We start from the raw sequence: 11,971 nt of genomic DNA, 5'->3' as shown, positions 1-11,971 counted from the left end.
GCCCCGAGACCCGGGCCGCAATGTGTACAGCCATGCCGGCGACGTCGCTTTTCAAAGCGCCGCGCACCTCGACCTCGCCGGCGTGAATACCCACCCGCACCTCGATGCCCAGTACTTGAACCGCGTCCACGATGGCGTCCGCGCAGGCGATCGCGGCACTGGGACCGGTAAACGTCATCACGAATCCGTCGCCGGCGGTGTTGACTTCGCGTCCACCGAACCGCTGGATCTCGTGGCGGACGATGTTGTCGTGGTTGTCGAGAAGACCGCGCCAACCGTGGTCACCAAGCTCGGCGGCACGCTGCGTCGAACCGACGATGTCGGTGAACATGATCGTGGTCAGCACCCGCTCGGGCTCCGCACCGCCGCGCACTCCGGTGACGAACTCCTCCACCTCGTCGAGCACGGGCGCGGCGTCGCCCACCCAGTAGAGAGAATCTGCGCCCGGCAGCTCGATGAATTTTGATCCCGCGATACGTTCGGCGACGTAGCGGCCCTGTCCGACCGGGATGAAAATTGCACCGACACGGTGCAGTACCAGCGTCGGAGCACTGATGCGCGCCAAGGTGTCTCGCACATCGGACTGAGCCACGACGGTCGCCACGGCCCGTGCCATGCTCGGTGGGCCAGCACGGTTACCGGACAAGTCCCACCAGGAACGAAACACGTCGTCGTCGGCCACCGACGGCGCAACGATCGCAAGCACGTCGAAACCCTGCTCGACGGCGTCATGTTCCTGGACGACGGTCAGGTAGGGATCAAGCAGACGAGTCGGGGCACCGACGGTGTAGTCGGTCGCCCACAAGGCACGCGCCGTGCCGTTGACGATCACCAAATTCCGCACCCGATCGGGGTAGTCCGCGGCCAACACCAAACCGGTCATCGAGTGGAAATTCGGCGCGAAAATCGTTGCCTGCTCGCATCCGACGGCATCCATCACCGCGATCGCATCCTCGGCCCAGAATTTCGGTCCGAGCATGTCCATCGCCGGCGTTCGTGACGACAGGCCGACGCCGCGAAGATCGAACCTGATCACGCGGGCGAACGAGGACAAGCGCCGGTGAAAGCGGTAAAGCGCTGGCTCGTCGTCGATCGAGTCGATCGGGACGAACGGTCCAGGCAACATCAGCAGATCGTTCGGACCATCGCCGAGTACCTGGTAGGCGATGTCGATATCACCACACTTGGCGTAGCGGGTCCGCGGAGCCTGCACCACGGGCTCAGGTTAGCCCCTGCGTAGTCTCGTGACGGTGAGTGCACGCGCAGGAATCGTCGTCACCGGCACCGAAGTCTTGACCGGACGGGTTCAGGATCAAAACGGCCCCTGGATCGCCGACCGACTGCTGGAGCTGGGCGTCGAGCTGGCACACATCACCATCTGCGGTGACCGTCCCGACGACATCGAGGCTCAGCTGCGGTTCATGGCCGATCAAGATGTGGATCTGATCATCACCAGCGGGGGCCTCGGACCCACGGCAGATGACATGACCGTCGAAGTCGTCGCCCGCTTCTGCGGTCGTGAGCTGGTACTGGACGACGAGCTGGAGAACCGGATCGCCGAAATTCTGAAGTCCCTGATGGCGCGCAACCCGGCGTTCGCGTCCCTGTTGGAACCGGGCAACTTCGAGTCGGTGCGAACGGCCAACCGCAAGCAGGCAATGATCCCGGTCGGCTCCCAGATCCTTGACCCCGTGGGCACCGCGCCGGGTGTGGTGGTACCCGGCACGCCTGCGGTGCTGGTGCTACCCGGACCGCCACGCGAGCTTCAGCCCATGTGGCGCAAGGCAATTCAGACTCCTGGAGTGCAGGACGCGATCGCTGGCCGCACGGAATACCGGCAGGACATGGTGCGAATGTTCGGACTGCCGGAGTCGGGCCTGGCCGAAACGCTGCGTGACGCCGAGAACACCATCGAAGGCTTTAGCTCGCTCGAGATCACCACTTGCCTGCGGCGCGGGGAACTGGAGATCGTGACGCGCTATGAGCCGGACGCCGCAGGCGTCTATGCGCAGCTGACTCAGTTGCTGCGGGATCGACACGGCGACCAGGTGTTTTCCGAAGACGGTTCGCAGGTCGACGATCTGGTCGCGCGGCTGCTGGCCGGCCGCAAGATCGCGACGGCCGAATCCTGCACCGCCGGACTGCTGGCGGCACGGCTGACCGAGCGAGCCGGGTCTTCGGATTACGTGACCGGCGGCGTGGTGTCGTACTCCAACGAGGCGAAGGTGCAACAGCTCGGTGTCAACCCGGCGCTGATCGAGGCGCACGGCGCCGTATCCGAGCCGGTCGCTGAGGCGATGGCCGCCGGGGCGCTGCAGCGCTTTGACGCCGATACCGCGGTCGCCATCACCGGCATCGCCGGACCGGGCGGCGGAACAGACGAAAAGCCTGTTGGCACAGTCTGTTTCACCATCGCCCTCAAGGATGGCCGCACGGAGACACGGACCATAAGACTGCCCGGAAATCGCTCCGATGTGCGGGAACGTTCCACGACTGTGGCGATGCACATGCTGCTGCGCATGCTGAGCAGCCAGCACCCGCGTTAGGCCGATGAGCATCTTTATGCTCATCTGCTGATGCTAAGATGTCTCGGTGCGCACCACCATCCGAATTGACGACGAGCTCTACCGCAAAGTAAAGACACAGGCCGCCATGTCGGGCCGGACTGTGGCGGCGGTTCTTGAAGATGCGGTGCGACGTGGTCTCGATTCAGCGCAGCAGCGCGCCGAAAGTCGCTTCGCGGTCCGACCGACCGGCAGGGGAGGCCTCCGGCCCGGAGTGGACCTCTCGTCCAACGCCAACGTCGCCGAGGCGATGTATGAAGGCACACCGGTCGATGCGATGCGTTGACGTCAACGTCCTCATCTACGCACACCGGATGGATCTTCCGGAACATACGGACTATCGGCGCCTCCTCGAACGCCTGGGCAACGGCGATCAACCCCTCGGTCTGCCAGATCTCGTCCTGAGTGGCTTCGTACGGGTAGCGACGAACCGCCAAATCTTCACCGAGCCAATGAGTTCGAGTGAAGCCTGGGAGGCAGTCGATGCCCTACTCGCCGCCCCGGCAGCGCTCCACCTACGGGCAAGTGAGCGCCACTGGCAACTGTTTCGGCAACTCGCCGACGACATAGGTGCACGTGCGAATGATGTCGCCGACGCCTATCTGGCCGCCTATGCGCTAGATAACAACGCGACTTGGCTTAGCGCCGACCATGGTTTCGCAAGATTCCGGCGCTTGCGCTGGATACATCCACTGGACCTTGACCCGTAATTCACTCCGCTTTCGTTGGCAGGAAAGAGCTTTCGGTCGTCCCGAACCGAATCCCGGTGGCGTCCTTGCCGATCAGCGTCAACAGCGCAACCATCATCAGCACCGGCACGATCGTGACCGCGAGCGCAAACGGGTAGCCGTGAGTCGCGGCCAGGTGCTCCTGGATGGGTAGGTTGAACGCCGCGAGCAGGTTGCCGAGCTGATACGTCACCCCGGGGTACAACCCCCGGATGGCGTCCGGTGACATCTCGGTGAGATGCGCGGGAATCACCCCCCACGCGCCCTGCACACACACCTGCATCAAGAACGAGCCCAGGCACAACATCGCCGCGGTGCGCGAATAGGCGAAAAGCGGCACGATCGGCAACGCCAGCAGCGCGCAGAACACGATGGTGTAGCGGCGGCCGTACCGCTGTGACAGCGTCCCGAACACCAACCCGCCGACGATGGCGCCGACGTTGTAGACCACCACGATCCACCGCGCTGTCGTGCTGAACAGCCCCGCACCGCCGTCCGTGGTCGCTTTGAGGAAGGTCGGGTAGACGTCCTGGGTGCCGTGACTCATCCAGTTGAAAGCGGTCATCAACAGCACCAGGTAGAAGAAGCGACGGATGACCTTGGCCTCGCGAAGCACGTCGCGGACCCGGGTCTTGGTCAGCCGCATCCGATCCTGCGCGGCTTCCCATACCTCCGACTCCTCCACCCGGTATCTGATGATCAGGCTGATCAGTGCCGGCAGGATGCTTAGTGCGAACAACCAGCGCCACGACAGCCCAAGCGCATCCATCACCACCAACGACGCCACGGTGGCCAGCAGATAGCCCAGCGAGTAACCCTCCTGCAGCAGCCCGGAGAAAAAGCCCCGCCGCTCACGAGGCACCTTCTCCATGGCCAGTGCCGCGCCCAACCCCCACTCGCCGCCCATCCCGATCCCGTAGAGCAGCCGCAGGATTACCAGCACGGTGAAGTTCGGCGCGAACGCACACAGAAATCCGACTATCGAGTAAAACGCCACATCGACCATCAGCGGAAGGCGCCGGCCCACCCGGTCGGCCCACAGCCCGAACAACAACGCGCCCACCGGTCGCATCGCGAGCGTGGCCGTCGTGACAAATGCGACCTCGGTCTTGCTGCGGTGGAATGTCTCGGCGATATCGGCGTAGACCAGCACGACGATGAAGTAGTCGAAGGCGTCCATCGTCCAGCCCAGGAAGGCCGCCAGGAACGAGTTGCGCTGGTCGCTGGTCAGCCGCTGTCTAGCCACGTGAGCATCGTGGCCTACGGGTCGCAATACCGCGAGTCAGGCACACCGCGCGAGTAAGTTCCGGATGTATGCGGATCATCGACGCCGACGGCCACGTCGCCGAGAACCCGACCCTGGCGGCCGAAGCTCTCAAACGCTGGCCGGAGCACGTGCGCATCAGCGACGGCGAGCGACCTCGGCTGGTGATCGAAGGCCGCAGATATCCCGAAGACGAGGGCCCCGGGGCCGGCTGCCCCGTCGAGCACGGCATCACCAAGGCGCCCGGCCTGAACTGCGGGACCCCGGAGGGGGTGCTGGCTGATGCCGACCGCGATCACCTCGACCAGATGGTGCTCTATCCCAGCCTCGGGCTATGCGTGCCCACCCTCGAACACCCCGCCTTCGCGGCGGGTTTCGCGCGTCTATACAACCAGTGGATTGCTGACTTCTGCGCTTCGACCGATGGCCGCCTGCGCGGCGTCGCTGTGACTCCGATCGAACACGGCCAGGTGGCCGTTGACGTCATGACCGAAGCCAAGGAGCTGGGTCTGGTCGCGACGTTGGTGCCGCCGGCGCTGAAGACCCGCAACCTCGACCATCCCGACCTCGACCCGTTCTATGCCGCCGCGGTGGAGTTGGACATGCCGCTGGGCATCCACGGCGCCCCCGGAGTACACCTGCCGAAAATCGGCGTGGACCGGTTCACCAACTACATCCAGGTGCACTGCATCAGTTTCCCGTTCGACCAGATGACCGCGATGACCGCGCTGGTGTCCGGCGGCGTGTTCGATCGCCACCCGCAGTTGCGGGTCGCCTTCCTGGAAGCCGGAGCCGGCTGGGTGCCGTTCTTCATTGATCGTCTGCACGAGCATTACGAGAAGCGCGGCGATTGGATCGTCGGGGGCTGGCGCCGTGACCCGAACGAATACCTGCGCTCGGGCAACATCTGGGTTACCTGCGAACCGGAGGAACCGATCCTGCCCGGTGTGATCGACGTACTCGGCGACGACTTCATCATGTTCGCCAGCGACTATCCGCACTGGGACGGGGAGTGGCCGGAAAGCACCAAACATCTGCGCAACCGAGCCGATATCAGCGAGCAGTCACGGGAAAAGATCGGTGGACTCAACGCACAGCGCTTCTACCGGCTGAATTGAGCGCCCAGTGGCAGGATCGTCGCATGGTGGCTTTTCTGGTGCGCGCGGCGTTGACTGGCTTTGCGTTGTGGGTCGTCACTCAATTCGTGTCTGGGCTGAGCTTTGTCGGTGGCAACACCACACTGCAGCGAATCGCCATAATCTTTGCCGTCGCAATACTTTTCGGGTTTGTCAACGCGATCGTCAAGCCGATCGTGCAGATTTTGTCGATCCCGATGTACATCCTGACCCTCGGTTTGTTTCACATCGTCATTAATGCGTTCATGTTGTGGATCACCGCCAAAATCACCGAAGACACCACGCATTGGGGACTGCAGATCGATCACTTCTGGTGGACCGCTATCTGGGCGGCGATCATGCTGTCGATCGTCAGCTGGATCTTGTCGCTGCTGACCCGTCGCGCCACCGGTTAAGCCCGCCGCAGAAATTAACCGATTAACCGCCGAAATTTCGCGCGGACAATCTAGGTTGTCAGGCCGTGTTGCACATATGCTAATTAAGCCCGTGCTTACGAAGACCGCCTGCTAACGCCACCAAACACTTACGCTGTCTCTCGGTACGACGACGATGTGCGGTCGCCTTGCGGCGCGCATCTCTACCCCCACGATCTACCCCCACGATCTACCCCCAGAAAGACGGGATACCGCCGAATATGAACACTGTCGCGATCGGATCACTGCCCGGTCCTTCGAGCACGCGGCTGGGTTCGCAACTGAGTGATCCGAACAGCGGATTGCGGGCGGTCACCGAATGCACCGGCTCGGCGGTCGTCGTTCACGTCGGCGGCGACATCGATGCCAGCAACGAGGTCATCTGGCAGCGCTTAGTAAGTAGGAGCGCGGCGATCGCTATCGCGCCGGGCCCGTTCGTCATCGACATTCGGGAGCTGGATTTCCTGGGCTCCTGTGCCTACGCGGTCTTGGCTCAGGAGTCGGTGCGTTGTCGCCGCCGTGGCGTGAATATGCGGTTGATCACCAACCAACCGATCGTGGCCCGAACCATCGCCGCCTGCGGACTGCGCCGCCTGCTGCCGATGTACAGCACGGTCGAGGCGGCGCTGGCGCCACCGGCCTGACAAGCGTCACTTTCCGCCCTGACCAAGCGCGGCCAGCCCGCGCGCTTGTACTCCAGGTTTACGGACCGTGTTGACCGTTGCCCCCGAGCAGGCCGTTGAGGATGCCGAGGGCGCCCTGGACCTGGGCTGGGGAGGCTTCCGGCGGTGGGGCCTCGTTGGTTTGGTGCCAGGGCTGGCAGCCGTTGGTCTTGAACGTCTTGTCGGTGGGCTCGATCTGCACCACCTGCGCCTTTTTGGTCATGGCGTTGTCGATGAGCGCGCCATCCGGGTTCGACGTGCGCTTCCAGTAGCAGGTGCCGCCGGGCAGGGGGCCCGCGGTGCTGTAGATCCCCGGAGCGATGTCGGTACCGACGGTGTAGAGGCCGTCATTCTCGATGGTCGTCTTCGCAGCGCCTGCCGGCGCCGCCGGTGCCCCGGATGGGCCGGCGGACGGCGCCGGGGAAGGAGCCGGTGACGGCTCGGGATCGGCGGCCGCTACCCCTACCGACGCGGTCCAGCCGGCGATCATCAGCGCCGCGGCACCGATGCGCACCACTGTTTGCTTAGAACCCATAACTAAACAGCGTACCGGGGCGGGCGGTCCAGATCTAACCGTCAGCCCAGGCGATGCACAGTACCGGTTTAGTCCCAGCCATCCCAGGAGGTGATCGTCTCCGCCGGCGGCCGCGCTGCGGGCCGAAAATCGGTGCCGACGGTGTAGGCCACCGGGAACAGCGCCGCTTGGGTGACGGTCTCCGGGATGCCCAGAATCGCCGCGACCTCCCGCTCCTTTGCCAGATGCATGGTCGTCCACACCGACCGCAGACCGCGCGAGCGCAGTGCCAGCAGAAAACTCCAGCCGGCCGGGATGATCGAGGCCCAGGCCGAGGCCGCGACCAGTCGGTTGCTGTCGTCGATGGGGTTGAGCAAACAGGGAATGACGTGCACCGGAACCTGTGCGAGCGTTTCGGTCAGGGCGTGCGCACTTCGGTACACGCGCCGAGTCTGTGGATCGGTTGCCGCAGCCGCCGCCTGGCCGAGATACTCTGCGCCGACGCTGCGGTAGATCTCGGCGATAGCGGCACGTTTGTCGGGGTCGGTGATCACCACCCAGCGCCAGTCCTGAGCGTTGCTGGCGGTGGGCGCCTGCATCGCCAGTTGTATGCACTCCAGAATCACCTCGCGACCGACCGGGCGCGTCAAATCGAGACGCTTGCGAACCGACCGCGTCGTGCTGAGCAACTCATCGACAGAAGCACTATCCATTGCGCGCCCTTTCATCGTCCGCCTGAAAATACCCCGACGAACGTCTAGCGCCCGATTATTGACGCACCCGTCGAGGCCCGTGGACAGGACGAATCGCCGCGATTAACGTCCCTGCCAACACCGTGAGCTAAAAGGCGTTCGGAAGGCAGCGCCACGTGGGAGGTCCTGGCGTTGCTGTACATGCACGAAGTCCACACTGTGCGCGGCCGCGCCGAGGACGAGTTCGAAGCCGCTTTCCGCGACGGCTGGATGCCTACGCTCGCCGCCGGCGACGAGGCCCGGCTGCTCTGGTACACCAACCAAGCCCAAGGCAGTGGGCCCGCGTACACCGTCATCACCGTCACCGCGGTTCGTGACGGTGCGGCCTGGGAGCGGTTGACCAAACGGGTTCAGCAGGGTGACCTGCGCGACTGGATGCACCACACCGACGAGTTGCGTCACGCGGTCGACGCCAAACTCCTTGTCCCACTGTCGTGGTCACCTATGCAGGACGTGCCGTTCGACGACGTACCCGTCGACGGGCGCGAACACGAGATGAGCCTCTACATGGAAGACACCATGTGGCCGTATGAGGACAAGTTCGAGGAGTACATCCTGCGCTGCGGTGAGGTCTACGCCCGCAGCCTCGAGCAGCCGTCGTCCATGCTGGACATGCACGCGTCGTTCCAGCCCGCGCTCGGCAGTCACCTGCGCCGCGAGGTGATCCTGATGCAACGCATCAGCCGTCCCGAAGCGCTGCTGGATCTGCTTCGAACCCACATTCCGGCCGAGTACCGCACGCCCGGAACCTGGCTGCACGACGCGCTGGACCTGCGCGATCAGTGGACCAGCCGGCTGCTGCGCACATCCACCTGGTCACCGTTGTATTGAGATGAACCTCGGCACCCTCATCGACGCCGCCGCGTCCCAGGATCCGCACCGGGCCGCGCTGATTATCGACGGCCGCACGATCGGATACGGGGAACTCGGCGCGGCCGTGCGGCAATGCGCGGCCGGGCTCGCCGCTCACGGGGTGGGCAGCGGCGACCGCGTCGCGATCGTCGATACGGCGAGTCTGTTGTCGATCGCGACGCTGCTCGGCGCGGCCCGCATTGGTGCCGTCGCGACACTGATGAATCCCGCGCTCACACCGGCGGAGCTGCGTGCGCTCTTGAACAGCGCCCAGTGCGCAGAGGTAGCGGTGGCCGGGGACGCCTACGCCGACCGGCTCCGCGCAGCCGAGAAGGTGACAGTGCTGACCGCCGCCGACCTCATCGGCTTGGCCCGGCCAGACCCAGTGGATTCCGTTGCTGCCGCCGAAGATGGCGCTGCGATGGTCTTGTTCACCAGCGGCACCACTGGTCTGCCGAAGACCGTCGCCATCGGCAACCGGCAACTCGAGGCGCGGCTTGCCAGGACGTCCCAGCCGTTCGCACCGGACACACCGCCGGTAGCGGTGATGATGTGCGTCCCCTATTTCCACGTGGGGGGTTCCCTCGGGTTGCTCGCCAGCTTGTTCTCGGGCAACACCCTGGTAGTCCAACGGCCCTTCGACGCCGGTGAGTGGTTACGGCTGGTGGCCGAGCACCGGGTAACCGGCATGTTCCTGGTGCCAACGATGCTGCACCGGATCCTGGAGCACCCCGACTTCGCCGGCACCGATCTGTCATCCCTGGCCGCCATCACCTACGGGGCCGCCGCGGCACCCACTGCGTTGATGCGAAAAGCAATGTCCGCGCTGCCACATGTGGCGTTCACCAACGTCTTCGGCCAGACCGAGACACTGGGCACCTACGCCAATCTGCTGCCGGAGGATCACCATGACCCGAGCCGTGCGGGGTCGGTCGGTCGGCCGCTACCCGGAGTCGAGGTGCGGGTGGTCGATCCGGCGACAGGGGCCGACGTCGAGGTTGGGGCTGTCGGCGAGTTATGGGTCAACTCGCCGCTGAACACCACCGAGGGCTGGCTGCGCACCGGCGATCTGGGTCGCCAGGACGCCGACGGCTATATCTATCCCAGTGGACGGCTGCGCGACACCATCAACCGAGGCGGAGAGAAGTTCGGTCCTATCGAGGTGGAGGAGGCGCTGCGGTCCCACCCGGCAGTCAGCGACGTCGCGGTGGCCGGTGTGGCGGACGAGGAACTGGGTCAGCGGGTGGGGGCGGCGGTGGTCACGCGCACGCCGGTCACCCTCGAAGAGTTGCGGGTGCACTGCCGGGACCGGATCGCCTACTTCAAACTGCCCGAGCGCCTGGCCATCGTCGACGACATCCCGTACAACGCAACCGGCAAGGTGAACCGCACTCAGTTAGCCGCAATGATCGTGGGCGACTCCGACGCCGATTGAATATTGTTGTCCCGGTTGAGGATTCGCGCAGCATCGGTAACCATTGCCGCTACGATATCGGCGGCCGGACGGATGTCGTTGATCAACCCGACGTCCTCGCCGACCAGCACCGTGTCGACATCGAAATCCTGGTCGGCGACGCCTTTTTGAAAGGCACTCACCGCCTCGGGCAGCTGGGCCAGCAATTCGGCCTCGTTGCCGTGCCATCGCTGGATCAGCGCGTTGCGCACCAGTCGCAGATCATAGTCGGGCGGCCAATTCCGCTGCCGCACAACATCGTAGACGCGCGTCCGGATGGTGTCGTCGCCGTTCGCCCGTATCGCTTGCTGTTGAGCGCGCGGTGAAACCAGGGCCTCTGGAGTGGCCCAGAATCGGCTCCCGACGAGTACTCCGTCGGCGCCGAGCGCGAGTGCCGCAGCCAGCCCGCGTCCGTCGGCCACCCCGCCGGCGGCCAGCACCGGCGTACCGGGCGCGCCCTCCTCGACGAGGTCGACGACGTCGGGGACCAGGGTGAAGGTCGAGCGAACGCTCATTCCGTGCCCGCCCGCCTCGCCTCCCTGCGCAACGATGATGTCCGCACCGGCCTCGAGGGCTTGACGTGCCTGGGCGAGGTTTTGCACCTGAGCGGTCAACGCCACGCCCGCCGCGTGGATGCGATCGGCAAACGGCACGAGGTCGCCGAAGGACAGCATGACCGTCGGCGGCTGTTGCTCCAGCACCGTGTCCAATAGCTGTGGGCGCTGCGCCAGACTCCAGGTGATGAACCCATACCCGACCCGGGCGTGGCCGGCGTGCGCGATCTGCGATTGCAGCCAGTCCGGATCGCCGTAACCGCCACCGATCAGCCCCAGCCCACCCGCATTCGAGACCGCCGCGGCCAAATGACCGCCCGACACCATCGCCATCGGGGCCAGCAGGACCGGGTGCTTGATGCCCAAGAGCTCGGTTAGCCGGGTCTTGATCACCATGAGGGGCCCTTCGTAGCTACCGAGTGCATCTTTTCCGACAGCAACACCGATCCAGGGCCAGCGATTCCTACGACAGCGGCGCCATGCCGAATTCGTCTGTACTGGCGGACTTACGTCGTGCCCTGGAAGAACAGGCCCGACAAGTGCTGGCCGACGTTGGCGATGCCCGAGACGAGGCTGGTCACCGCGAAGTCCAGAACGCCGGTGTTGCCGAAGCCCGAGACACCGCTGCCCAGATTGTTGAAGCCTGAGATCAGGCCACCGTAGTTCTGGTAGCCCGAGCCGCCCAGTAGGCCCGGCCCGTTGGAGTTGAACCAACCCGACAGACCCGCGCCATTGTTGGCGAACCCAGAGTTTGCACCGGCGCCGGTGTTGAAAAAGCCTGACGAGTACCCGTCGCTCGTGTTGAGATAGCCGGGCCCTTTGGGGATGTCGAATTCGGTCACCGTGGTAGCCGCCAGATGGATGCTCGGGATTGTGAGCGGGGGTGTGGTGAAGGCCCCCAGGTTGATCGCCGGGAGCGTGAACGGTGGAGTAGTAATTTCGGGAGTCGAGATCTGCGGCAGCGTGAACTGCCCCACCGCAATCGACGGCACCGTAATTTGCGGTGTGCTGATCGGCGGGGTCGAAATCACCGGCAACGTAAACTGCCCCACCCCAACCGAAGGCACCGAAATCTGCGG

Annotated in this window: 13 protein-coding genes and 1 pseudogene; 8 read left to right on the top strand and 6 right to left on the bottom strand. The window is 64.7% G+C overall.

Features of this window, described 5'->3' with window-relative positions:
* On the bottom strand, positions 1–1,216 hold a 1,216-nt coding region (locus A5634_RS08690; protein ID WP_065143644.1), incomplete at its 3' end, for an alpha/beta fold hydrolase.
* Positions 1,217–1,244: 28 nt separating this feature from the next.
* Between A5634_RS08690 and A5634_RS08685 the strand changes: the two genes are divergently transcribed.
* Genes A5634_RS08685 through A5634_RS08675 form a run of 3 tightly spaced genes read left to right on the top strand, consistent with a single transcriptional unit; the run spans position 1,245 to position 3,274 of the window.
* Positions 1,245–2,546, top strand: coding sequence for a competence/damage-inducible protein A (locus tag A5634_RS08685; RefSeq protein ID WP_065143643.1), 1,302 nt, complete (start codon positions 1,245–1,247; stop codon positions 2,544–2,546).
* A 46-nt stretch (positions 2,547–2,592) separates the two neighbouring features.
* A complete protein-coding gene (locus tag A5634_RS08680; protein ID WP_065143642.1) occupies positions 2,593–2,850 on the top strand; it encodes a ribbon-helix-helix domain-containing protein in 258 nt (85 codons plus the stop codon).
* Positions 2,837–3,274: a TA system VapC family ribonuclease toxin gene (locus A5634_RS08675; protein WP_065143641.1), complete on the top strand. Its 438-nt coding sequence runs from the start codon at positions 2,837–2,839 to the stop codon at positions 3,272–3,274. Before A5634_RS08680 ends, A5634_RS08675 begins: the two co-directional genes overlap by 14 nt.
* A gap of 1 nt (position 3,275) precedes the next feature.
* Here A5634_RS08675 and A5634_RS08670 read toward each other — a convergent pair whose 3' ends face one another.
* Positions 3,276–4,538 (bottom strand): sialate:H+ symport family MFS transporter, encoded by a 1,263-nt coding sequence (locus A5634_RS08670; RefSeq protein ID WP_172831664.1) that lies wholly within the window; start codon positions 4,536–4,538, stop codon positions 3,276–3,278.
* Positions 4,539–4,606: 68 nt separating this feature from the next.
* Here A5634_RS08670 and A5634_RS08665 point away from each other — a divergent pair, with 68 nt between their 5' ends.
* The 3 genes from A5634_RS08665 to A5634_RS08655 all read left to right on the top strand — a co-directional run bounded on the left by A5634_RS08665 (position 4,607) and on the right by A5634_RS08655 (position 6,749).
* A complete protein-coding gene (locus tag A5634_RS08665) occupies positions 4,607–5,674 on the top strand; it encodes an amidohydrolase family protein (RefSeq protein WP_065143640.1) in 1,068 nt (355 codons plus the stop codon).
* A gap of 23 nt (positions 5,675–5,697) precedes the next feature.
* Positions 5,698–6,087: a phage holin family protein gene (locus A5634_RS08660; protein WP_065143639.1), complete on the top strand. Its 390-nt coding sequence runs from the start codon at positions 5,698–5,700 to the stop codon at positions 6,085–6,087.
* A gap of 239 nt (positions 6,088–6,326) precedes the next feature.
* A complete protein-coding gene (locus A5634_RS08655) occupies positions 6,327–6,749 on the top strand; it encodes an anti-sigma factor antagonist (RefSeq protein WP_065143638.1) in 423 nt (140 codons plus the stop codon).
* 58 nt (positions 6,750–6,807) lie between these two features.
* Here A5634_RS08655 and A5634_RS08650 read toward each other — a convergent pair whose 3' ends face one another.
* Together A5634_RS08650 and A5634_RS08645 are read right to left on the bottom strand one after the other, a co-directional pair.
* Positions 6,808–7,302, bottom strand: a complete 495-nt coding sequence (locus tag A5634_RS08650) for a hypothetical protein (RefSeq protein WP_065143637.1) — start codon at positions 7,300–7,302, stop codon at positions 6,808–6,810.
* A gap of 68 nt (positions 7,303–7,370) precedes the next feature.
* Entirely contained in the window at positions 7,371–7,994 is a 624-nt protein-coding gene (locus tag A5634_RS08645) for a nitroreductase family protein (protein WP_065143636.1), read from the bottom strand.
* A gap of 180 nt (positions 7,995–8,174) precedes the next feature.
* On the opposite strand from A5634_RS08645, the gene A5634_RS08640 reads away from it, so the two are divergent.
* Both A5634_RS08640 and A5634_RS08635 read left to right on the top strand, forming a co-directional pair.
* On the top strand, positions 8,175–8,864 hold the full coding sequence (locus A5634_RS08640) for a hypothetical protein (RefSeq protein ID WP_253861524.1): 690 nt from the start codon (positions 8,175–8,177) through the stop codon (positions 8,862–8,864).
* A 1-nt stretch (position 8,865) separates the two neighbouring features.
* A complete protein-coding gene (locus tag A5634_RS08635) occupies positions 8,866–10,320 on the top strand; it encodes a class I adenylate-forming enzyme family protein (RefSeq protein ID WP_065143634.1) in 1,455 nt (484 codons plus the stop codon).
* On the opposite strand, the gene A5634_RS08630 is transcribed toward A5634_RS08635, so the two are convergent.
* Together A5634_RS08630 and A5634_RS08625 are read right to left on the bottom strand one after the other, a co-directional pair.
* The gene (locus A5634_RS08630; protein WP_065143633.1) at positions 10,278–11,288 is read right to left on the bottom strand and encodes an NAD(P)H-dependent flavin oxidoreductase; all 1,011 of its coding nucleotides are present in this window, start codon (positions 11,286–11,288) and stop codon (positions 10,278–10,280) included. The two genes, A5634_RS08635 and A5634_RS08630, sit on opposite strands and share 43 nt — an antisense overlap.
* A gap of 110 nt (positions 11,289–11,398) precedes the next feature.
* Positions 11,399–11,971: pseudogene (locus A5634_RS08625) on the bottom strand (PPE family protein); the annotation flags it as partial.

It is taken from the genome of Mycobacterium asiaticum, from assembly GCF_001673365.1.
Taxonomy (GTDB): Bacteria; Actinomycetota; Actinomycetes; order Mycobacteriales; family Mycobacteriaceae; genus Mycobacterium; species Mycobacterium asiaticum_A.
The sequence above is the reverse complement of the archived record's forward strand: the minus strand, read 5'-3'. Positions and strand labels throughout refer to the sequence as shown.